The organism is Agarivorans sp. (assembly GCF_050295395.1).
Lineage (GTDB): Bacteria > Pseudomonadota > Gammaproteobacteria > Enterobacterales > Celerinatantimonadaceae > Agarivorans.
Genome location: NZ_JBNKPP010000163.1, coordinates 1 through 21743 on the forward strand (window position 1 = coordinate 1; position 21743 = coordinate 21743).

Sequence of the window (21743 nt, forward strand, 5' to 3'; positions counted from 1 at the left end):
CAATCGCGATGGATGAAGGTTTACGCTTCGCAATCCGTGAAGGTGGCCGTACAGTAGGTGCGGGTGTTGTAGCGAAAATCTTCGAATAAGATCCAGCTCCAGCTAAAGAGAAAGGTCGCCTAGGCGGCCTTTTTTGTTTTCAGCCCTAAACTCCTCACCTTCTAAATACTTATCAACGCTTTGGGAGCGGCTAGTCTGCTTGAACGGTAAATGTACCGATGCTTAAGGCCAGTCTTGAGTTATGATTTCCCTATCATGGATATCGGCTTGTCGCCTGCTAAAGCAAAGCCGTTTTGCAAGTTCACATAGAGGTACTGTAAGTCCGTAGTCGCGTGCCTTTAATGCTAAGCGAATATTGTTACGGCTAACCCATAAAGCGCTATTAGCCTGCTCAAACATGGCTCGGTAAAGTCTTACTGTAGTAAGGCTGTTCGCTAAGGTAGCGAGCTGTGACTAAGAACAAGCGTCGCGCTAAGCGCAAGAGATAACAAAAAGCCAGTCATTAGACTGGCTCTGGTTTGTTAAAGAGGTTTCTTTTAACCGGCGTCAATAATTGCAATTGAAGCGGAACTTTCCACCCCTCCAGGGCTGGTTACGGTAACGGTCATCGCGCCCTCAGAACGGTTGTTGGGGGTTGCTTCCCGAATAACGCTAAGCGACATTAAATCACACAGACGAACCCCATCAGAGACGGTGAAGGAGGTTTGTCCCGATAATTCGCCGTTGTTGGTGCTAATTGACACTTCGGTACCTGCGGGCATTTGGTTACCGTTAAGATCTTGCACGGTAATAACTAGGCCTTGCGAAGATACGGCGGTTAAATCAACACTACTAACTGGCACGCTGTTGGTGGCATCTGAAATTAAAATATTGGCAGCAGAAGTGGCCATCACCAATACAACGGAATCGCGGACTTCAACTAGGTCACGTGTACATAAGCCTGTTGCGTCCGCTTCCACGGTACAGGAGAGGCCATTGAATAACTCGTTAACCGCATTGGCCGGAATGCTAGAATCTTTAATACCGGTGGCAGTATCAAATTCACTATTCTCGTTGTAATCGCGAAAACGCTCTTCAACATTAACACTGTCGTGGTTAATTATGCCGGTTGTGTCGTAACTGCCGTTTTCATTGCTATCTACGTAGGCTTCGCCAAGTGCAGTATAGGTTTCACCTGTGTCGTAAGTACGGTTGCCATTTACATCTGAATAGTACTCTTGGCCCGAGGTGATGGCTAACACGCTGGCTCGGCCCACACCGTACAGGTTATTACCTTGAGTATTGACTACATCTCCAGGAATGTGGCCGGGAGCATTACAGCGGCCCGCTGGTAGGTTGTATAGGTGACCTTTAGGGCGAGGGTTTTGGCTTACCCAGGTGACCGTACAGCCACTATTACTGTCTTGACCAGTGGTTTTACAGTTTCCTGAAACCTGGCCACCATCGGCTTCAAATACGATGGTGGTTTCATTAGGAACAGGGTTGTTGTTTTCATCACTGACTCGCAGGGTCAAGTTGCTATTAACCCCATCAATTCCCCAAGCTTCCAGCGCCAAGGTGCTGGCCGACAAAGACATACTTTGTTGTGATGGTACACCTGTGTGAATGGCTAGCGCATTAGAGGTTGCAGAGATAATGTCACCTGTATCTGGGTCACTAAAGCTGGCGCTAACCACTACTGCACCGGACATGCTGCCGCTGGTAACTCGAGTTAATACTTCACCAGCGGCGTTGGATTGAGCCGTTAAGGGGCTGATGGTTACACCGTGTAGGCTGGAATCAAGCGCAAAATCCACTTCTTGCCCTGCTTTAGGGCTACCCGTAGCATCGGTAACGATAAAGCGTAACTCGGAAATGGTTTCCCCCACAGACTCTTTTAAGTAAATGGTTTGAGGTGAAGCAGACGCAAAAGTGATACCGCTAGCCTCGGCCACAGCAATATCGATGGTGTAGTTTTGTGGGTCTATAACGCTGATGCTAGGGGTAACTGTAATGGTATCGCTGCCACTACATCCAGTAGCTTGATAAATAGCGGTTGCTACACCATTTACGGTAGTCACGCTATCGGAAATATCGGCTAAATCTTGGCTTGCGCAGCTAGAAGTAAAAGCTATCGCTATCGGGGTTGCGTATAGATTCCCATCGCCATCGGTGATGGTGGCGCTAAAGCTAGCGGTAGCATCGGAACCTAACGTTTCTCCATCGGCTAAACTGGAGCTAAGTACCATATTTAAGTTGGCTTGGCCGACTTGATAGTTCGCTGTGGCAGTTACACTTAGCGCATCATTGCTTGCTGTGATCGAATCTGCACCGGTTGTTTCTAACTGAGCGAACAGAGTGGCAATAGCTAAGCCTTGTTGATTAGTTAAAATGGTTTCCGCGCTGAGGTCGGCATTGGTGGTGGCTAAGTTTATTAGCTCGTTAGCCGCAGGGGTTCCACCGGTATAGCTTAAACGGGCTACAGCAGTAAGAGGAGACTCAATGGAAAGGCTGTTGGCGCTACTGCATCCCTGGGGAATTTGATCCCGCGCTACGCCATTACAGTCGTATAAAGCCAGTTGTAGACTATTTTGTCCGCCACTTCCTGAGTTTATTTGAACTTGATAGTTTTCGCTGGCAGATACTGTCACTGGGTCGCCGCTGCTATTGCTGTAGTTATAAGTGGCGGTAACCGCATCGGCATTGGTAGCATCACTGCGCGCACTCATGGTGGTTTGGCCAATGCCATTGGCTCCAATTAAGATGGTAGTAGCGTTTAGCTCTGCACTAGTCGTGCTCAAGTTGACCAATTCGTTAGTGATGGTCGAGCTATTGGAGAGGGTGACTACAACATAAGTGTCACTATCGCTGGGTACGGTGTTAGTTTGCTCACAGCCTGCGGGAATAACCGCAGTATCAATATTATCAGGGCAACTATAGAGGGCTATACCAATGGCTGCTGTTGGGCTAGATCCACCATCACCACCATTGTCGCCGCCATCTCCACCATTACCACCACCGCTGAGGTCGACACTTCCGTCTCCTCCACAGGCAAATAACATCGTACTTAATACAATTAATAAGCTGTGTTTAAACCACGCCATTGTTTACTCCTTGTTAACCGCAACAACCGTGTATGCGCATTCCTTTATATCTTTGCTTATATAACATAGTTAGTGGGTAATAGGCATTACTGATTGTTTTATTGAGAGCTTAATAACAAACTTCGCCGCTTATTGCATGATCTTAGCTAGGATTGTTGTAGCGCTTACAAAGACTTAACTTTAGAATTGTCGGGTTAACTAGGAGTAACGATGAACCTACGCGATTTAGAATATTTGGTGGCTTTGCAGGAGCAAAAACATTTCCGTAAAGCTGCGGAGAAATGTTTTGTTAGTCAGCCCACCTTGAGTGGCCAAATAGCCAAGTTAGAGGAAGAGCTTGGTTTATTATTGATTGAGCGAACATCTCGCAAAGTTATTTTTACTCATGCTGGCGACGAGTTGGCAGCTAAGGCGAGAAGCATTTTATTAGAGGTTAAAGGCCTCAAAGATATGGCTAAAAGCTTTCAGGCACCGATGGCGGGCCCACTACACTTAGGCCTGATTCCAACGGTTGCGCCTTACTTGTTGCCAAAAATCGTACCGCATATTCGCAGCGAGTTTAGCGATATGGAGTTGTTCTTATATGAGGAGCAAACCCATGTTTTGTTGCAGCGCTTGGAGGAAGGCGAGTTAGATTGCTTGGTATTGGCTTACTTACCTGAAATGGAGAGATTTGGCGCCATTGACTTATTTGATGAGCCGCTGTTGTTGGCCATGCCTAGTTCTCATCGTTGGTATGATAAACAGCAGGTGGAGTTATCTGATCTCAGTGGAGAGCAGGTATTAATGTTGGAAGATGGCCACTGTTTGCGCGATCAGGCCATGGGCTATTGTTTTGCTGCAGGAGCAAAAGAGGATACTAGTTTTAAGGCAACTAGTTTAGAAACCCTGCGTCATATGGTGGCGGCGGGCATGGGGATTACTCTATTGCCTAAGTTGGCTATACCTGAGTCAGACGAGCACAGCGGTATTTGTTATCGGCGCTTTACTGCTCCAGAACCGAGTCGCCGAATCAGCTTGCTTTATCGCAATAATTCGGTTCGACGACCCTGTTTTAATCAATTGGCTAAAGTGATCAGCCAATATGTGGATCTTAATTAGAAGAGCTCTTCTTCTGCATCAAATACTGAGCCGGAAGAGGGTTTAACATACTCTTGTGGCTCAGTGCCTTTTACAAAGTATTCGAATCTAGAGGTGTGGTCACTGGCGTTGGTAAGAAGGCCTGTTGCTCTATCGATTCTAACCGTAGAGATATTTTTAGGTACTGACCATGTGTGCTCAGGAACCCCTTCTAAACCGACTTTCATGAAGTCTATCCATGCCGGTTGCGCGGTTCTCGCTCCGAACTCTTTTCCAGCAATTTGCTCGTTGCCAAGGTTAGGGTTATAAGTCGCTTCACCTAGTTCTCTATCGAAGCTATCAAAGCCTATCCATGAGGTCACTACTAAGTCTGGTCCAAAACCAGAAAACCAAGCATCTTTAGCATCGTTGGTGGTACCAGTTTTGCCTGCAATATCATGTCGTTTGAGTTCTTTTGCGGCTCGCCATCCGGTGCCGTTCCAGCCGGTTTTATGAGCCCAGCTGCCGCCGCCCCATATTGCACTGTTCATTGCTTGAGAGACTAAAAACGCATTTTCTGCGCTAATAATTCGTGGTGCGAGATCATCTTCGTTAGCGAAGGAAATGGGACACTGCTGTAAAGGGTGGCCTTGTTGCGCAATTAATTCATCTAAGTTTGGTGTGTCGGCGATGGTTTCAAAGCAACTATCACAAGCAACTTTGGGAAGCTGTTGAAATAGAATATTACCTTCACCATCTTCAATTCTATCGATGAAGTAAGGGCTTACTAAGTAGCCTCCATTAGCGAAAGAACCATAGGCGCTAGCTACTTGCATTGGGGTGAGGGAAGCTGAGCCTAAAGATAATGACTCGTTTCTTGGCAGTTCGTTGGCTGGGAAACCAAACTTAGCTAAGTGTTGAATCATGGTGTCGATGCCTAGATCACGCATCAGGCGAACCGACACAACGTTTTTGGATTTAGCTAACGCGACTCTTAGACGAATTGGGCCATCATAGACTGGCGGTGAGTTTTTGGGGCGCCAGGCTACTCCCATTGCTTGATCCCAGCGGTTAATTGGCGCGTCATTTTCTAGGCTAGCTAAGGTCATTCCATGCTCAAATGCGGCTGAATAGAGGAAAGGTTTGATGTTTGAGCCTACTTGGCGACTCGCTTGAGTCACACGATTAAACTTACTTTGATTAAAACTAAAGCCGCCCACTAACGCTTCAATAGCGCCATCAAGAGGAGAGATCGCGACTAAAGCTGCGCCAGCGTCTGGGAGTTGTGATAAAGCATATTCAGTTTGCTCTGCAAGCGGTTGTTGGGGGGCCTCTGTTTCACTGGTTAACTCGTCTTCTGCTGATGTTAGGCTCTCTACCCAAATTAAGTCTCCAACGCTAAGGATGTCGCTGGCCTGCTTAGGCGCTGGGCCTTGACGAGTATCAGTAATAAAGCGGCGTGCCCACTTCATATTGTCCCAAGGGATGGTGCCGTAGTTTCCGCCCTTAACTAATACTTGGGCTTGTTTGTCCTCAACCGAAAGAACTGCAGCTGCCCGCAGCGAGCCGTAGTTTGGCATTTCATTGAGTTGTTTGATGATGTCGGATTCACTCAGCTGATTTTGGGGCTCTTGCCAGAGTTGTTTAATCGCTCCACGAAAGCCGTGGCGCTGATCGTAGCTTTTAAGGTTGTCACGGAGGGCTTTAGTGGCGGCATTTTGTCGTTTGGCGCTGATGGTGGTGTAAACATCCATGCCAGAGGTATAGGCTGCTTCTCCAAATTGCTCGAGGATCTGTTGGCGAACCATCTCGGCTAAGTACGGAGCGGCTAGAGTGATCTCTGCTCCGTGATAGCTGGCGCTGATGGGCGCCTGATTCGCTTCATCAAAAGCAGCTTGGTCAATATAGCCTGTTTCCAGCATCCGTCCCAGTACTACTCGGCGACGGTCACGCGCCCGTTCAGGTGAACGAATAGGGTTTAAGGCTGAAGGTGCTTTAGGAAGGCCAGCAATAACTGCAATTTGGGCCAGCGTGAGTTGGTCTACGGTTTTTCCATAATAAACTTGTGCGGCGGCACCCACCCCAAAAGAGCGGTAACCTAAAGGAATTTTATTCAAATATAAGGCAAGGATTTCATCCTTAGACAATTCCTGTTCGATCTTGATGGCTAGGAAGATCTCTTTTATTTTTCGAATATAGGTTTTTTCTCTCGTTAAAAAGAAGTTACGAGCAACCTGTTGAGTGATGGTACTGGCACCTTGGCTTTTTTCACCAGTAATTATCAAATTAAGTGCAGCGCGCGTAATACCAATAGGATCGATACCTGGATGAGAATAAAAGCGCGCATCTTCGGTGGCTAAAAATGCGTGTAACATCTGCTCGGGGATATCCTCTATTTCTAGAGGAATTCGGCGTTTTTCACCAAATTGAGAAATAAGCTCGCCGTCAGCACTAAACACGCGCATCGGCGTTTGTAATTGTACGTCACGTAAGGTACTGACATCGGGTAACTGGGGCGCAAAATAAAAATATAAGGCAGCAATTGCTGCAACACCAAGGCTTCCAGCCAAGAAAATTAAAAATAACAGTCTTTTAAGCCATTTCATTACAAATTTTGCACTCTGTATCTAAAGAATCGCCGATTATATCGTCAAATTGTGACCTGTTTCGACAACTTTCTGAATTACTATTAGCGCCCTAGTCAATAACCCGTTATTCTGGATTGATAGGTAACTGTTTAATTTAAAAAGATAGTTGGCGAGTCATGGTACTAGGGATAGGTAAAAAATCATCGGCTGCGTTATTAGGCATAGATTTCGGTTCTTCCACAATTAAAGGGCTATTGCTTTCTAAATCATCTAAGGGTTTAAAAGTAGAAGCCGTGGCAGAAGTTGATACGCCTACTGGTGCATTAGTCGACAACCAAGTTGTTTCTCCGGAGGAGATTACTGAAGCCTTACGAGAGTTAAAGCGTAAACTGCCCTCTCGTAATCGCCAAGTGGCAACAGCGGTAGCAGGGAGCCACGTAATTACTAAGGTAATTTACATGGATAGTAGTTTATCTGCACTAGAGTTGGAAACTCAGGTCGAGCTTGAGGCAGAAAACTCAATTCCTTTTCCGATTGATGAAATTAGTCTCGACTTTGAAGTGCTCGGCGTTAATGAGAGTGAGCCCACTCGACATAACGTTTTGCTTAGTGCTGCGCGCACTGAGGCGGTGAGTATTCGGGCTGAGGTTTTAGCAAATGCTGACTTTGAGGCTAAAATAGTAGATGTTGAGTCTCACGCATTGGGTCGAGCGTGGAACTACTTGTTACATCAACAGGATGACGAGTTTGATCCGAAAAAAGTGATAGCGCTGGTAGACATTGGTGAGACTACTTTAAATTTTGCCATTCTCAATAAAGGCGAGGTGGTTTATAACCGAGCACAAAACTTTGGCGGAGCTCAATATACTCAGCAAATAGCCAGCTTCTATAGTTTGAGTATTGAAGAAGCAAAAGAAATGAAAGTGAGTGGGCGCTTACCCGAAAACTATGAAATTGATGTATTTGCCCAGTTTGTTAATGGGGTTATTCAAAATGTGCGCCGACAAATTTCATTATTTTTAAGCTCAAGCGGTTATAAATCCATTGATGCTATCGCGCTCAGTGGTGGCAGTGCCTTGTCAGATGAATTGGTGTTTCAAATGCAAACGGATTTGGAAATGCCGGTGCTTAAAGCTCAGCCGTTCCATGACTGCAGTGCTGACCGCTCTATCGACCGTGAGAAGTTACGCCATGAAGGTGGAAAATACATGGTTGCTTTAGGTTTAGCCTTAAGGAGTTTCGATAATGTCTAACATTAACTTACTCCCGTGGCGAGAAGCAGTAAAAAGCAAACAAAAACGAGACTTTTTGTTGGGGTTGGTATCGGCTGCTGCTATCACCTTTCTCGCAGTCTTTTTAGTTCAAAATTATTACGTCAATTTGCAGCATAAGCAGCAGGCTCGTAATCAGTACCTTGAAAAAGAAACCGCGATTCTTGATCATCAAATTGGTGAAATTAAAAAAATTAAAGAGCAAAAAGAAAGCCTTAAAGAGCGTATCGCGCTTATTCAAAAGCTTCAAGAAAGTCGAAATATTCCTACCAAAATTTTCAATAGTTTACCCGCGATAGCCCCCACCGGTATTTATTTGGACAGCCTGGCTTTCATGAACTCTTCGATCGATTTAGACGGTAAAAGTGAAGCCAACTATCGGGTTGCGAGCTTGATGCGTAATATTGAACAAAGAGAGTGGTTGGGTACGCCCAGTATTCGCTCTATTGTTGCATTACCTAGTCAGGAAGCGGACATGGAATTGAGTAAATTTCAGTTGAATTTTGCCGTAAAGCTTGGTGTTCCTAGTCAACAAGAGGGGGCTAAGTAATGGATTTACAACAGCTCAATGAATTAGACCTAGAGAATATTGGTTCGTGGCCTAAGTTAGCAAAGATTATTTTTGTCGTGTTTATATGCGCACTTATTGCTGCTGGTAGTTATTACTATTTGGTGGCAGATGAGCAAAAGAAACTGACGCAACTTGAAGCAAAAGAGCAAGAGTTGCGTAGCAAGTTTGAAGTCAAAGCCGCGTTGGCAGGCAATCTTCCGGCTTATCAGAAACAAGTAGAAGAAATGAGTGAGGCCTTTGCTTCTTTGTTGAAACAGCTGCCTGAAAAGCATGAAATTCCAGGCCTGTTAGATGAACTCAGTTTTATTGGTATTGATAACGGCTTGGAATTTCGTCGAATCAATTGGGAGCCAGAGATCGAACATGAGTTTTCTACAGAACTGCCGATAAAGTTAGAAGTAAGTGGTCAGTATCATCAGCTGGGAGCTTTTGTCAGCGGCGTAGCTGCCTTACCGCGGATTGTGATCTTGGATAACATTACCTTGAAAAAACAAGGTGATGGGGGCATGTTGAGTATGGCGATGTTGGCAAAAACCTATCGTTACAAAGAAAAGCAAGTGCCGAAGGGGAAATGATGAAAGCAATAGTAATCGGATTAACCCTGCTTGCATTATTTGGTTGTGAAGGATCGAAGGATGATTTGCAACAATACGTTATGGAAGTGAAAGCTCGCAAAGTTCCGGTACAGGAGGATGTTCCTCAAATTAAACCTTTTGAACATCTTGCTTATCAAGCCAGTGAGGGGAGAAATCCATTCACTAGCCCCGCACCAGAAGCTGCAGATACCACTGTCAATGACGAAAAAGAGTGCGCTTTAGAACCACAAATCGCTCGGGAAAAGCAAGCCTTGGAGCAATACTCGCTATCTAGCTTAAAGATGCGTGGCGTTCTCGGCGATGGCCCTACGTTGTGGGCTTTGGTTGAGGTTCCGGGCGGCGAAATGTTTCGGGTTAAAAAAGGAAATTACCTAGGTTTGCATCATGGGGTCATTGTTAAGGTCAGTGACGCTGGTTTAGATATCAAAGAAGTTGTTTCAGATGGTCAAGGCTGCTGGAACGAGAGAACTACTCAGCTTTCGCTCTCGCAAGCTGAACAATAGGGAAATAGGCATGAAGGGAAAGATGCTGAAAGGAGTATGCAAAAGCGGCTTGTTGTTAGCGGGTTTGTTTGGTTGTGTAACTCAAGTGTGGGCGAATGCTCAGTTAATTCAATTAAACACCAATCCAATGGTGAAAGGTGCGGTAGAAATTGAGCTGTTATTTGACGGTCCGATTGATACAGTAGCTGATCACTTAGAGTATTCTCCAAATCAACTGGTGATTGACGTTGCTAACGCAAGTTCGGCCTTGAAGGTTAACCCTCTGCCTATTGATGGTGGCGGTGTTAAACATTTGCAGAGCCTACAAACTGAAGCGGGTTTACAGTTAGTATTAGCGCTAGATCGCTTAGTTCCCTATCAAGTCGAGCAAAGTGCCAAACGCGTATTAATTAAACTTGGCGCATTGCCGGTAGCGGCTGCTGCATCTTCCGCAACCGTTGATGACGCCTTTAATAATGCGAGTCGGGTTGAGCATGCCACGATTAACCACATAGAAGGCATTGATTTTCGTCGGGGTAAAAGTGGCTCTGGCCAAATTATGGTGGATTTGAACAATAGTTCGATTGCAGCAGACATAAAGCGACGCGATAACACCCTATTGGTGGACTTTTATAATACCGACGTGTCTGATGAAAACGTTTATGTTATGGATGTAAACGACTTCGCCACTCCCGTTGAAAGCGTTGAAGTATTTAAGCATGACTCAAGAGTTCAGCTGAAAATTGCGATTAATGGTGCTTTTGACTACCGCTATGACCAGTCCGGTGAGTTATTTCTTGTAGAAGTGAAAAAGCTGGAAGCCGAAGAAGCGGCTAAAGTAGAGTATCAAGGTAAGCCTATTTCTTTGAACTTCCAAGATATTCCGGTGCGTACCGTATTGCAGTTAATCGCAGATTTTAATCAATTAAACTTGGTTACAACCGATTCTGTGCAGGGCAATATCACCTTGCGTATGGATGATGTGCCATGGGAACAAGCCCTAGATATTATTCTCAAAGTTAAAGGTTTAGATAAGCGTTTAGATAACAATGTGCTGCTCATAGCACCTGCGGCTGAACTGGCTGAGCAAGAGCGTCAACAATTAGAAAGCGCCCAGCAAGTCGCCGACTTAGCTCCTTTGTATTCTGAGTATATTCAAGTTAATTATGCGAAGGCCTCAGATTTATCTAACCTGCTGAAGAGTGAGAACACCTCCATGTTATCTGAGCGAGGCTCTGTGGCAGTGGACGAGCGCACCAATACTTTGTTGATTAAAGATACCGAAGAATCTTTGAGCAACATTAAGGCCATGATTGAAAAACTAGACATTGCGGTGAAACAGGTGGTGATTGAAGCGCGCATGGTAACGGTGAGTGATGATGTGAGCGAAGAGCTGGGCATTCGCTGGGGCGTGACCAATACCGGCTCAGTTGGAAATAGTACCGGTATCAGCTCTGGCACCTTAGAAGGCGCCGACGATGTTTTAGCTGGAAATACGCCAAGTTTAGATGACCGACTTAATGTGAACTTGCCGGTGTCTGATCCTGCTGGCTCAATTGCCTTCCAAGTGGCCAAACTCGCTAACGGCAAGATCCTCGATCTCGAATTGTCAGCGCTTGAGCAGGAAAACAAAGGTGAAGTAATTGCTAGCCCAAGAATTACAACGGCTAACCAAAAAGCGGCGTATATTGAACAAGGTCGAGAAATTCCTTACGTTGAAAGCGCCTCTAGTGGTGCTACCTCGGTGACCTTTAAAAAAGCAGTGTTGAGTTTAAGAGTGACTCCACAGATAACGCCTGACGGTAATGTGATCCTTGACTTGGTGATTTCTCAAGACTCAGAAGGGGAAGCGGTATTAACGCCAACCGGCCCTGCAGTAGCAATTAACAAACAAGAGATTGGTACGCAGGTGCTGGTCAGAAACGGTGAAACCATTGTGCTGGGTGGGATCTACCAGCAACAAAATATTGACCGAGTGAAGAAAGTACCAATTTTGGGTGATGTACCTGGTTTGGGTTATCTATTCCGCACTAAAACTGAAAGTGTTAACAAGAACGAGTTATTGATCTTTGTCACCCCTCGAATCTTGGTTGATTCACTATAATTGTTCTTCCCCTGTTACTCCCATGCCGAGTCTTTCGGTGTGGGAGTGATTTTGCAGTTGCCAAACTCCCTTTCAAACGAGATAATCGCGCCCTGATCTTTTTACTAAGGTTGGTACAACTGGTGCCCGCATTGCGGGGAGAAAATAGACAAAAGACAAATTTGAAGAAGCATGGCTGAGAAACGAAATATCTTCCTGGTAGGACCGATGGGGGCTGGAAAAAGCACAATCGGTCGTCATTTAGCACAGCAATTACATTTACAGTTTTACGATACAGATCAAGAGATTGAACGCCGCACTGGTGCAGATATTGCGTGGGTGTTTGACGTTGAAGGTGAAGCTGGTTTTAGAGTTCGAGAAGAGGGCGTAATTGACGACCTTTCTCAGATGCAAGGCATCGTATTGGCAACTGGTGGTGGCTCGGTGATTAGCAAAGAAAACCGTAACCATCTATCGGCTCGCGGCATAGTTGTTTACCTAGAAACTACAATTGATAAGCAATTTGCCCGAACCCAACGAGATAAACGTCGCCCACTGTTACAGACTGAAGAGCCTCGTGAGGTGCTAGAAAGTTTAGCCGCAGAACGTAATCCGATGTATGCCGAAGTGGCAGATTACACAGTTAAAACTGACGATCAAAGTGCTAAAGCAGTAGCAAATCAAATTATCGAATTACTAGGATTCTAATAATACAATGGAATGTTTAATGGTTGCTCTAGGCGAGCGTAGTTACCCGATTAGCATTGGTCAGGGCTTGTTAAGTCAAACCGAGCTGTTCAGTAAAGCAATTACCAGTAAAAAAGTTATGGTAGTCAGCAATACCACGGTAGCCGCGCTATATTTGGAGCAACTATTGGCTTGTCTTCATCAGTATCAAGTTGATGTGGTTGAGCTACCCGACGGCGAACAATATAAAAATTTAGACACGCTAAATCAGATTTTTTCCGCCTTATTGGCCAAGCAACATAGTCGTGATACCACTATTGTTGCCTTAGGTGGCGGAGTTATCGGTGATATGGCAGGGTTTGCTGCAGCCTGTTATCAACGAGCGGTGCCTTTTGTGCAGGTACCTACTACCTTGTTGTCTCAGGTTGACTCGTCGGTGGGCGGTAAAACCGCAGTTAACCATCCCTTAGGCAAGAATATGATAGGCGCGTTCTATCAGCCTAAAGCTGTTGTTATTGATATTAATTGTTTGGCCACTTTGGATAAACGCGAGTTAGCTGCTGGCATGGCTGAAGTGATCAAATACGGCATTATTTATGATGCTGAATTTTTCGCTTGGCTAGAAACCCATCTAGAGCAATTGATGGCGCTGGATGCTCAATTAATGACTCGGGCCATTGCTCGCTGTTGTGAAATTAAAGCCGAAGTGGTGGCTAAAGATGAAACTGAACAAGGGATTAGGGCCTTGCTGAATCTAGGCCACACCTTTGGTCATGCGATTGAAGCTGAGCAGGGTTATGGCGTTTGGCTACACGGTGAAGCTGTGGGAGCGGGTATGGTGATGGCTGCGGAAACCGCTGAGCTGGCCGGCATGATCTCTGGCGAATTAGTACAACGGATGCGTCGTTTAATTGAGCGGGCAGGTTTGCCTGTTGCTCCACCACAAAATATGGGCGTGGATGAATTTCTTCCGCATATGATGCGTGATAAGAAAGTGCTCGATGGAAAACTGCGTTTAGTTCTACCTAGCTCTATTGGTACAGCAGAAGTAGTTGATACAATTACTGAAAATGATATAAAAACAGTTATCAGTCGATTTCAATAAGGCAATTTGAATGGTGGGAGTGCGGCGCGATGCCGAGTTTGCGCAATTACAGAGCCAAGAGCGCTTGCGCGACAGACTGATCACTCAAATTCGCTTTAAGTCCAAGCTTATCTGTGTCAGTGGTGAAGCTGGCTCAGGTAAGTCCTCATTAGCTAATGCTGTTCTAGAAAATGCGTCATTTGCTCATTTGGCCTTGCTAAGTGCGGCCAAAGCAGACGATGGGCGTGTTCGTCGCGAGTTGCTGCAGCAATTACTTAAAGACCCCTTATTTAATCAAGAAGATCCCCTATTTGAGAGCTTTCAACGCAATCAAAAAGAAAGCTTTTCGCCAATATTGGTGGTGATTGATGATGCTCAAGCGCTGAGTGAGCAAGTGTTAAGGGAGTTGGTTGAATTTTACCAACACTATAACCAACTTTATCAGCATGATATGTCATTGCTGTTATTTGCTGAGCCAAGCAGTGGTTTCAATGCTCAGTTAGATGCCTTAAGCAATCAAGTATTGTATTTTGATGTTGCCCCACTCTCTGAGAGTGAAGCGCTGCAACTCGCTTCTTTATTGTTTAATCGAGCTGAATATGTTGCCGAGTTTGAAAATCAACAAGCCATTGAACAGCATATTTCGTCGGCGCAAGGTAACCCTCGTTTGATTTACCAGTATGTCGACCAAATTGTTACCGGAGATATCCCTATGACGGAAACCAGTACCAGCAATCGAAGTAAACTGTATATCGTAATCGCGGTGATCTTATGCGCCGCTGTGGCTGGGTTATTAGTACAAGTGATTAATGATTGGGGAGGGGAACAAGCCGATGATAGCCGTATTTCTTTAGCCTTGATGGAAGAACCCACCTTGGCTAATGGCTCTGTCGTTGGGGACAATGGCGCGCAGGCACCAAGCAGCCAAGATGGAGCCACATCGCGTCCCGAAACCGCTGAGCTGCCTTCGCAAGATTTACCCGATGAACTGACCTTAAATAATCAAGGGGCCGCATCTGAGCTGCGGGTTGTGGTTGAAGATGACGTGGTGAATAAGCTGTTGGCCGAGCAAAATACTGCGCAACAACCCAGCCAACCCAGTACTGAAATTCAAGACAGTGGTAACTTATTAGCCGAGGACGTCACGCCTGTAGCTGAGCCGGCTTCGACGCCTGCTGAGACCGCAACTAACGAAGCGGTGCCGATAAAGGTGACTGACGTAAAAATCTTGTTAGAAGCTAAGCCTAGTCAGCACTATACCTTGCAACTGATGGCTCTTAATAATCGGGAAAAAGCCCAGCAGTTTGTATCTGCTCGGCAGTGGCAACACGAAGTCTGGGTATATCGTTCCAGTGCTAATCCCAATGTACCCTATAAGATTATTTACGGCGATTTCGCTAGCCGCGAAGACGCTCAAGCAGCGCGTAAGCAATTACAGCAGCAGAATCTGGATTCTTTGATTAAACAATTTAAACAGGTCCAGTTTGAACTGACTCGCTAATAATGAAAAAAACACGTGCTTTTTTAAAGTGGGCCGGGGGTAAATACGGCCTTATTGACGATATTCAACGACAGTTGCCAGAAGGTGATTTATTGATTGAACCCTTCGTTGGAGCGGCTTCGGTATTTCTTAATACAAACTACTCTCGTTATCTATTAACTGATATCAACCCTGATTTGATCAATTTGTATCAAATCTTACAGCGGCGGCCACAGCAGTTTATTCACGATGCTAAACACTATTTTAATCAAGAGTGTAACCAAAGTGATTACTACTACGAATTACGTCAGCGCTTTAATGCTACTACTGATGAATATCAGCGCTCGTTAATGTTTTTGTATTTAAACCGCCACGGTTATAACGGTCTGTGTCGCTATAATCGAAGTGGTGGGTTTAATGTCCCTTTTGGCTCTTACAAAAGGCCTTATTTTCCGCAGGCTGAGTTGGAGTTTTTCGCGGTTAAGGCGAAACAAGCTGAGTTTCGCTGTTGTAGTTATGTTGACACCTTTGCTCAGGTAAAGGCTGGGGATATCGTTTATTGCGATCCCCCTTATGCGCCGTTAAGTCCAACGGCCAGTTTTACCAACTATGTCAGTAAGGGCTTTAACCTAGCAGACCAACAACGTTTGGGAACCTTGGCTTTAGAAGCTCAGCAGCGCGGGGCTTCGGTATTGATCAGTAATCATGACTTACCACTAACCCGTGATATTTATCAAACCAGTGAATTGAGCCAGTTAAAGGTGCGTCGCACGATTAGCCGCAAAGGCCAGCAGCGTCTAAAGGTTGCCGAGCTATTGGCTTATTACCAAGCTCATTCACTAAGCAACTAAACGGACTAATAAAATTATGCTGAGTACAAATAGGCTCAGCATAACAATACCCAATAGGATAAACTTCCAAGCCTTACCATGCTGGAAATCATGCTGGCGTTGTTGCTCCGACTGAACGCCAAAGAAGGCGCCAAGTACGCTTTTCAGTAAAGACATAAATGCGTGCTGTATTTTTCTGTAAAACTGGTAGCTAGAGCATGGCACAAAAACAATCTTTGTACAGAGATTGGATAACAACACAAGCTGCGTTAAAATTGCGCACTTTAAAATCCGATGGTTATCACAATGAGCAAATCCTTTTTAATCGCCCCTTCTATTTTAGCCGCAGACTTTGCCCGCCTTGGTGAAGAAGTTGAAAACGTATTAGCTGCTGGTGCAGATGTGGTGCACTTCGATGTGATGGATAATCACTATGTGCCAAATTTAACTATTGGCCCAATGGTGTGTAAGGCTTTACGTGATTACGGTATTAGCGCCCCGATTGATGTTCACCTGATGGTTAAGCCAGTTGACGCGCTTATTCCTGAATTTGCTAAGGCTGGAGCCAGCATGATTACCTTTCATGCAGAGGCATCCGAACATATCGACCGTAGTTTGCAGCTTATTAAAGAGTTAGGTTGTAAAGCAGGCTTAGTGCTTAACCCTGCTACGCCACTACATTGTCTTGATTATGTGATGGATAAGTTGGATATGATCTTGTTGATGTCGGTGAACCCCGGTTTTGGTGGACAGAAATTTATTCCTAGCACTTTGGATAAATTGCGCGCGGTAAGACAACGTATAGACCAGAGTGGTTTCGATATTCGCTTAGAAATTGACGGTGGCGTCACTGCCGATAATATTGCCGAGATTGCAGAAGCGGGAGCCGATATGTTTGTGGCAGGGTCGGCGATTTTTAATCAGCCTGATTATAAAGCGGTGATTGATAAGATGCGCGTTGAGTTAGCCAAAGTCGGTCAATAAGGAGTACCGATGAAGCCATTAGACGAGTTAAAACTGATTGCCTTTGATCTCGATGGCACTTTGGTTGATAGCGCGCCCGATCTCGCTCTAGCCATTAATGCGATGTTAGTGGATTTGGGACGTGAGTGTTTTGATGAAGTGACTATCCGCCATTGGGTTGGCAACGGGGCGGAAGTGTTAATTAAACGGGCCTTGTCAGGCAGTTCTATAGTGGACAACACATTATCAGAGAGTCTATACCGCCAAGCTCGAAGCTTATTTGAGCAACATTATTGCGAAAAATTGTGCGTTGCTAGCCGTTTGTATGACGGTGTTGCAGAAAGCCTAGCCGCTTTTAGTCAGCGTAATATTCCGATGGCGATTGTGACTAACAAGCCCAATTTATTTACCCCCGGTTTACTGCAGCAAATTGGTATTGCCGACTACTTTGATGTGGTGTTGTCTGGTGATAGCTTGGCGCGTAAGAAGCCAGATCCCTTGCCTTTGCAGCATCTGTTAGACCACTATCAATTGACTAATCAGCAAATGCTGATGGTGGGCGACTCTAAAAATGATATTCAGGCTGCAAAAGCCGTGGGTTGTCGCTCGCTGGGCTTGACCTACGGATATAACTACGGTGAAGATATCGCCCTTAGTGGCCCCGATTTTGTGGCAGATAGCCTAGTAGAATTGGTCGAGTTAATTGATGGCTCGGTGACGGCTTAAGCCAATAGTAAAAGTTTATATAGGAAGATCATGAGTAAACCGATTGTATTAAGTGGCATTCAGCCATCTGGTTCATTAACCATTGGTAATTATATTGGGGCAATTAACCAATGGATCGACATGCAGAATGACTACGATTGCCATTTCATGTTGGCCGATCTACATGCCATCACTGTTCGCCAAGAGCCTAAGCAGTTTACCAATCAAGTATTAGATGGCTTAGCCATGTACATCGCTTGTGGTTTAGACCCAGAAAAAAGCACCATTTTTGTTCAGTCTCAAGTGCCGGAACATGCGCAACTGGCCTGGGCATTAAACTGCTACACCCAAATGGGCGAGCTCAATCGAATGACTCAGTTCAAAGATAAGTCGACCAAGTACGCCAATAATACCAATGCGGGCTTATATACTTATCCCGCTTTAATGGCTGCTGATATTTTATTGTATCAGGCTAACGCGGTACCGGTGGGGGACGATCAAAAGCAACACCTAGAGTTAACCCGTGATATCGCCAATCGTTTTAATAACCTTTACGGTGAGATCTTTACCGTACCAGAGCCATTTATTCCTCAGTTTGGTGCGCGGGTAATGTCTTTGCAGGAGCCAACTAAGAAAATGTCTAAGTCGGATGATAATCCGAAGGCCTTCATTTTGCTTAGCGATACTCCCAAGCAAATTGCCAAGAAGATTAAAGCCTCAGTGACTGATTCTGACGAGCAAGCGCGTATTTACTTCGACCGTGATGAAAAGCCTGGTGTGTCTAACCTCCTCACTTTGCAATCAGTAGCCACTGGTAAATCTATTGATGAGCTGGTTGCTGGTTACGAAGGTAAGATGTATGGTCATCTTAAAGTTGATACCGCCGATGCCGTGGTGGCAATGATGGAACCCATTCAGCAGCGTTATCAAGCCTTACGTGAAGATGAAGCCGCGCTACAAGCGATTATGGCTAAAGGCGCTGAGCGAGCCAGTGAGCAGGCCAGTAAGACACTGAGTAAGGTATATGATGTACTTGGCTTTATTCGTTTAAGATAAGCCTATTAGACGCTTAAGAGCCCAGCTAAATGCTGGGCTTAATTAGATGGTCCGCCTCACCTCTAAGCTAGTCTTAGAGTTTGGCAAACAAAGAGGCGAACCATCATGTCTACAATTAAAGTTCTTGGTATCGATTTAGGCAAATCATCTTTTCACGTGATAGGCCGTGATTATTCTGATAACCAAGTTATCCGCAAAAAGTTTTCTCGTTCAGCATTAATTCACTATCTTCACCAATTAAAGCCCTGCACAATTGCTTTCGAAGCTTGTGGCGGTGCGCATTGGCTTGGCAGGCAATGTGAGCTGATGGGACATAAAGTCAGATTAATCCCTCCGCAATATGTAAAGCCCTTCGTTAAAAGTAATAAGAATGACTTCATTGATGCAGAGGCCATATGTGAAGCATCAATAAGACCTAATATGCGCTTTGTCAACGTAAAGTCAGAAGAAGCTCAAGTTATTTCCGCGATTCATAAAGCTAGACGCGGATATATCAAAGACCGAACAGCCTGCATGTCCCGCATCGGTTCATTACTTCTGGAGTTTGGTATTGCTCTTCCTACAGGCCATAGCGTGATGAAGCAACTGTTCAACTGGCTTGCTCAGCAAAGGCAGGTGCTGCCAATGTTACTCATGCAAGAGCTTATGGAGCTGCATGAGTATTACCTGTTTCTAAATGGCAACATTGAGAAACAAGATAAAAAGCTAAAGCAACTGGTTGAAACGAACTCGATAGGTCAGCTCCTGAAAACCATACCAGATATTGGAGATATGACAGCAAGTCTTTGTATTGCCAACATCAACAGTGCTACTGATTTTAAAAGCGGTAGAAACATGGCCGCGTGGTTAGGACTTGTTCCAGCGCAATACTCAACAGGTGGTAAGCCCAAATTATTAGGAATAAGTAAGCGAGGAAATAAAGCACTTCGAACCTTGTTTATCCATGCAGCCAGAGCGGTGATGTCGAGACCGGATAAGACGGGGAAGGTTTATGGAGAGTGGCTGATAAACTTGCGAGCGACCAAGCCATTCAATGTTGTCACCGTTGCATTGGCTAACAAGCTTGCCCGAATAGCCTGGGCAGTCATGAAGACGAAACAAGCATTTAACAGTAAGGCGTTAGCACCGGGTTTGCAATGAGAATAGAGATGACGAAAACGGTAGAACCACTGGATTAAAACCTGACATAAAAAACAGCGTATAAAAGCTTTCGGCTTTTTTGAGGATAATCCAGCGCGGAACTCATCGTGGAGCAGGTGGCGAGAGCGCCTAATTAGACTCCGAATACATTAGCGCATAACCAACCCCGTTATCGAAATTTATCATTGCAATAACGAGGCGGACCATACATTTTTATAGGCTAAAACTGGTGTTAATGGCTGGCGCAGGGATGAACTCATACCTTACCTCGCTACAACTAATTCAGTTACTTTCCGCTGCGCGGTTTGATAACTCAAGCGAAGCTAAAACAGCCTTGATTTTGCGCTGTGTATTGTTTTGAAATCGGCTACTATATCTGCCTATTACTATTTAGAAGCAATACGGGTGATTTGAGCTAGATGCTACTTATTATCGATAACTACGACTCCTTTACTTACAACTTGTTTCAATACTTCTCTCAGTTAGGCATTCAAGTTGAAGTTCGCCGTAATGATCAGATAAGCCTAGAGCAAATTGAGCAACTGGCGCCCAGTCATTTGGTGATTTCGCCAGGTCCTTGTTCTCCTAACGAGGCAGGCATATCGTTGGATGTGATCGCGCACTTTGCCAAGCGTTTGCCAATACTGGGGGTGTGTTTAGGCCATCAGTGCATTGCGCAGCATTTTGGCGCTCAAGTGGTTCGCGCGGCTCAGCCGATGCACGGTAAGCTTAGACCGGTTTATCATCAACAGCAGTCGGTGTTTAAACAGTTAGACAACCCACTGAAAGTGACCCGTTACCATTCGCTAGTAGTAGATAAGCACAGTTTACCTGAGTGTTTAGAGGTGACGGCTTGGAGCCATGATGATGAAGGGCAACCGCATGAGATTATGGGGCTTAAGCACCGCGAACTACCGATCCATGCAGTACAGTTTCACCCGGAAAGTATTCTGACTCAACAGGGTTTAAGCTTATTAGCGAACTTTATTAGTTCTAAAAAATAGAAAATATTCGTTGTTATACTCTCTTATATATTGATTATATAGAATGAATAAGCAATGCATATTTATGCTTGTTAGAGTGGTTTTTGGCCAGTGGTGGAGTCTGCTGGCTTAAATTGTTTTAGAACTATGCACTAAATATGCGTAAAAATGGCCATATTTTATATGGTCTTCGCGGCGATTGCTCAGACAAGGCTCTTGAGATTTGCCATAATCGCCAAACTGTTTACAAGTTATTAACCTTTCTGGCTATGAATAACGGATTGCTAGGAAGTGGAAGGAGAACACTTTATGTCACACGCTGTTACTCGTGCGTTATTTGATGAAGTTATGGTTCCAAACTATGCTCCAGCAGCCATTATCCCAGTGAAGGGAGAGGGCTCTAGACTGTGGGACCAAGAAGGTCGTGAGTATGTGGATTTTGCTGGTGGTATTGCAGTTAATTGTTTAGGGCACTGTCATCCAGCTTTGGTTAAAACCTTAACCGAACAAGGCCAAACTCTGTGGCACTTAAGTAACGTTCTGACTAACGAGCCAGCCTTACGCTTAGCTAAAAAGTTGGTGGACTCTACTTTCGCGGAGAAAGTGTTCTTTTGTAACTCTGGTGCCGAGGCCAACGAAGCCGCACTTAAGTTAGCGCGTCGTTATGCCATTGAACATGGTTCAGCCGATAAAACTAAAATCATTGCCTTTGAACAAGGCTTCCATGGGCGGACTTTTTTCACCGTTACCGTGGGTGGTCAAGCTAGTTACTCAGATGGCTTCGGTCCAAAACCTGGTGATATCGAGCATATTCCTTATAACGATTTAGCGGCCTTAGAAGCTCTTATCGACGAACAAACCTGTGCGGTGATGATGGAACCCCTACAAGGTGAGGGCGGTATTATTAGTCCTGACTTAGCCTTCGCAAAAAAGGTGCGAGAACTGTGTGATAAGCACAATGCTTTGTTAATTTTTGATGAAGTGCAAACCGGTGTGGGCCGCACAGGCGACCTGTATGCCTACATGGGCTTAGGTGTTACTCCTGATATTTTGAGCTCTGCTAAAGCCTTAGGTGGCGGCTT

General features: G+C 45.2%; 20 protein-coding genes. 17 read left to right on the plus strand and 3 right to left on the minus strand.

Translation table 11 applies throughout. From position 1 onward, the window contains the following. On the plus strand, nt 1-89 hold an 89-nt coding region (locus ACQY6Q_RS09840; RefSeq protein WP_427980847.1), incomplete at its 5' end, for a hypothetical protein. Nucleotides 90-536: 447 nt separating this feature from the next. Here ACQY6Q_RS09840 and ACQY6Q_RS09845 read toward each other — a convergent pair. Then, the gene (locus ACQY6Q_RS09845; RefSeq protein ID WP_427980801.1) at nt 537-3083 is read right to left on the minus strand and encodes a hypothetical protein; all 2547 of its coding nucleotides are present in this window, start codon (nt 3081-3083) and stop codon (nt 537-539) included. Between the two features lie 210 nt (nt 3084-3293). On the opposite strand from ACQY6Q_RS09845, the gene oxyR reads away from it, so the two are divergent. Next, a complete protein-coding gene (gene oxyR / locus ACQY6Q_RS09850; RefSeq protein WP_427980803.1) occupies nt 3294-4184 on the plus strand; it encodes a DNA-binding transcriptional regulator OxyR in 891 nt (296 codons plus the stop codon). Here the strand turns inward: oxyR and ACQY6Q_RS09855 are convergent. Beyond that, a complete protein-coding gene (locus tag ACQY6Q_RS09855; protein ID WP_427980806.1) occupies nt 4181-6748 on the minus strand; it encodes a penicillin-binding protein 1A in 2568 nt (855 codons plus the stop codon). The two genes, oxyR and ACQY6Q_RS09855, sit on opposite strands and share 4 nt — an antisense overlap. 158 nt (nt 6749-6906) lie before the next feature. On the opposite strand from ACQY6Q_RS09855, the gene pilM reads away from it, so the two are divergent. From pilM to ACQY6Q_RS09900, 9 genes are all read left to right on the plus strand, one after another. After that, a complete protein-coding gene (gene pilM / locus ACQY6Q_RS09860) occupies nt 6907-7983 on the plus strand; it encodes a type IV pilus assembly protein PilM (protein ID WP_427980808.1) in 1077 nt (358 codons plus the stop codon). Continuing rightward, the gene (locus ACQY6Q_RS09865; RefSeq protein WP_427980811.1) at nt 7976-8551 is read left to right on the plus strand and encodes a PilN domain-containing protein; all 576 of its coding nucleotides are present in this window, start codon (nt 7976-7978) and stop codon (nt 8549-8551) included. The genes pilM and ACQY6Q_RS09865 overlap by 8 nt, the downstream gene beginning before the upstream one ends. Further along, the gene (locus tag ACQY6Q_RS09870) at nt 8551-9147 is read left to right on the plus strand and encodes a type 4a pilus biogenesis protein PilO (RefSeq protein WP_427980813.1); all 597 of its coding nucleotides are present in this window, start codon (nt 8551-8553) and stop codon (nt 9145-9147) included. The genes ACQY6Q_RS09865 and ACQY6Q_RS09870 overlap by 1 nt, the downstream gene beginning before the upstream one ends. Further along, nucleotides 9147-9671, plus strand: coding sequence for a pilus assembly protein PilP (locus ACQY6Q_RS09875; protein ID WP_427980816.1), 525 nt, complete (start codon nt 9147-9149; stop codon nt 9669-9671). Before ACQY6Q_RS09870 ends, ACQY6Q_RS09875 begins: the two co-directional genes overlap by 1 nt. A 10-nt stretch (nt 9672-9681) precedes the next feature. Beyond that, nucleotides 9682-11754: a type IV pilus secretin PilQ gene (locus ACQY6Q_RS09880; protein WP_427980818.1), complete on the plus strand. Its 2073-nt coding sequence runs from the start codon at nt 9682-9684 to the stop codon at nt 11752-11754. A gap of 171 nt (nt 11755-11925) precedes the next feature. Beyond that, on the plus strand, nt 11926-12441 hold the full coding sequence (gene aroK, locus ACQY6Q_RS09885) for a shikimate kinase AroK (RefSeq protein WP_055732936.1): 516 nt from the start codon (nt 11926-11928) through the stop codon (nt 12439-12441). Nucleotides 12442-12448: 7 nt separating this feature from the next. After that, nucleotides 12449-13525 carry a 3-dehydroquinate synthase gene (gene aroB, locus ACQY6Q_RS09890; protein ID WP_427980821.1) on the plus strand — a complete coding sequence of 359 codons (1077 nt, stop codon included), beginning with the start codon at nt 12449-12451 and terminating at the stop codon, nt 13523-13525. A 10-nt stretch (nt 13526-13535) separates the two neighbouring features. Next, nucleotides 13536-15005, plus strand: a complete 1470-nt coding sequence (locus ACQY6Q_RS09895) for an AAA family ATPase (protein ID WP_427980824.1) — start codon at nt 13536-13538, stop codon at nt 15003-15005. A 2-nt stretch (nt 15006-15007) separates the two neighbouring features. Beyond that, nucleotides 15008-15835, plus strand: coding sequence for a Dam family site-specific DNA-(adenine-N6)-methyltransferase (locus ACQY6Q_RS09900; RefSeq protein ID WP_427980826.1), 828 nt, complete (start codon nt 15008-15010; stop codon nt 15833-15835). On the opposite strand, the gene ACQY6Q_RS09905 is transcribed toward ACQY6Q_RS09900, so the two are convergent. Then, nucleotides 15824-15991: a DUF2970 domain-containing protein gene (locus ACQY6Q_RS09905; RefSeq protein ID WP_427980829.1), complete on the minus strand. Its 168-nt coding sequence runs from the start codon at nt 15989-15991 to the stop codon at nt 15824-15826. The genes ACQY6Q_RS09900 and ACQY6Q_RS09905 overlap by 12 nt on opposite strands. A 129-nt stretch (nt 15992-16120) precedes the next feature. Between ACQY6Q_RS09905 and rpe the strand changes: the two genes are divergently transcribed. The 6 genes from rpe to ACQY6Q_RS09935 all read left to right on the plus strand — a co-directional run. Next, a complete protein-coding gene (gene rpe, locus ACQY6Q_RS09910) occupies nt 16121-16798 on the plus strand; it encodes a ribulose-phosphate 3-epimerase (RefSeq protein WP_427980832.1) in 678 nt (225 codons plus the stop codon). Nucleotides 16799-16807: 9 nt separating this feature from the next. Then, nucleotides 16808-17503 (plus strand): phosphoglycolate phosphatase, encoded by a 696-nt coding sequence (locus tag ACQY6Q_RS09915; RefSeq protein ID WP_427980835.1) that lies wholly within the window; start codon nt 16808-16810, stop codon nt 17501-17503. Between the two features lie 30 nt (nt 17504-17533). After that, the gene (gene trpS / locus ACQY6Q_RS09920) at nt 17534-18538 is read left to right on the plus strand and encodes a tryptophan--tRNA ligase (RefSeq protein ID WP_427980837.1); all 1005 of its coding nucleotides are present in this window, start codon (nt 17534-17536) and stop codon (nt 18536-18538) included. A 105-nt stretch (nt 18539-18643) separates the two neighbouring features. Next, the gene (locus tag ACQY6Q_RS09925; RefSeq protein WP_427980839.1) at nt 18644-19678 is read left to right on the plus strand and encodes an IS110 family transposase; all 1035 of its coding nucleotides are present in this window, start codon (nt 18644-18646) and stop codon (nt 19676-19678) included. A gap of 419 nt (nt 19679-20097) precedes the next feature. Then, nucleotides 20098-20682, plus strand: coding sequence for an anthranilate synthase component II (locus ACQY6Q_RS09930; RefSeq protein WP_427980842.1), 585 nt, complete (start codon nt 20098-20100; stop codon nt 20680-20682). Nucleotides 20683-20970: 288 nt separating this feature from the next. Then, nucleotides 20971-21743 (plus strand): aminotransferase class III-fold pyridoxal phosphate-dependent enzyme (locus ACQY6Q_RS09935; RefSeq protein WP_427980844.1); only part of this gene is annotated, 773 nt, incomplete at its 3' end.

Coding starts and splice junctions, on each gene's coding strand:
- aroK (WP_055732936.1), top strand. CDS start 11,926: ATGGCTGAGAAACGAAATATCTTCCTGGTAGGACCGATGGGGGCTGGA.
- ACQY6Q_RS09905 (WP_427980829.1), bottom strand. CDS start 15,991: ATGTCTTTACTGAAAAGCGTACTTGGCGCCTTCTTTGGCGTTCAGTCG.
- trpS (WP_427980837.1), top strand. CDS start 17,534: ATGAGTAAACCGATTGTATTAAGTGGCATTCAGCCATCTGGTTCATTA.
- ACQY6Q_RS09870 (WP_427980813.1), top strand. CDS start 8,551: ATGGATTTACAACAGCTCAATGAATTAGACCTAGAGAATATTGGTTCG.
- ACQY6Q_RS09925 (WP_427980839.1), top strand. CDS start 18,644: ATGTCTACAATTAAAGTTCTTGGTATCGATTTAGGCAAATCATCTTTT.
- pilM (WP_427980808.1), top strand. CDS start 6,907: ATGGTACTAGGGATAGGTAAAAAATCATCGGCTGCGTTATTAGGCATA.
- ACQY6Q_RS09895 (WP_427980824.1), top strand. CDS start 13,536: ATGGTGGGAGTGCGGCGCGATGCCGAGTTTGCGCAATTACAGAGCCAA.
- ACQY6Q_RS09880 (WP_427980818.1), top strand. CDS start 9,682: ATGAAGGGAAAGATGCTGAAAGGAGTATGCAAAAGCGGCTTGTTGTTA.
- aroB (WP_427980821.1), top strand. CDS start 12,449: ATGGAATGTTTAATGGTTGCTCTAGGCGAGCGTAGTTACCCGATTAGC.
- ACQY6Q_RS09865 (WP_427980811.1), top strand. CDS start 7,976: ATGTCTAACATTAACTTACTCCCGTGGCGAGAAGCAGTAAAAAGCAAA.
- rpe (WP_427980832.1), top strand. CDS start 16,121: ATGAGCAAATCCTTTTTAATCGCCCCTTCTATTTTAGCCGCAGACTTT.
- ACQY6Q_RS09855 (WP_427980806.1), bottom strand. CDS start 6,748: ATGAAATGGCTTAAAAGACTGTTATTTTTAATTTTCTTGGCTGGAAGC.
- ACQY6Q_RS09875 (WP_427980816.1), top strand. CDS start 9,147: ATGAAAGCAATAGTAATCGGATTAACCCTGCTTGCATTATTTGGTTGT.
- oxyR (WP_427980803.1), top strand. CDS start 3,294: ATGAACCTACGCGATTTAGAATATTTGGTGGCTTTGCAGGAGCAAAAA.
- ACQY6Q_RS09930 (WP_427980842.1), top strand. CDS start 20,098: ATGCTACTTATTATCGATAACTACGACTCCTTTACTTACAACTTGTTT.
- ACQY6Q_RS09915 (WP_427980835.1), top strand. CDS start 16,808: ATGAAGCCATTAGACGAGTTAAAACTGATTGCCTTTGATCTCGATGGC.
- ACQY6Q_RS09845 (WP_427980801.1), bottom strand. CDS start 3,083: ATGGCGTGGTTTAAACACAGCTTATTAATTGTATTAAGTACGATGTTA.
- ACQY6Q_RS09900 (WP_427980826.1), top strand. CDS start 15,008: ATGAAAAAAACACGTGCTTTTTTAAAGTGGGCCGGGGGTAAATACGGC.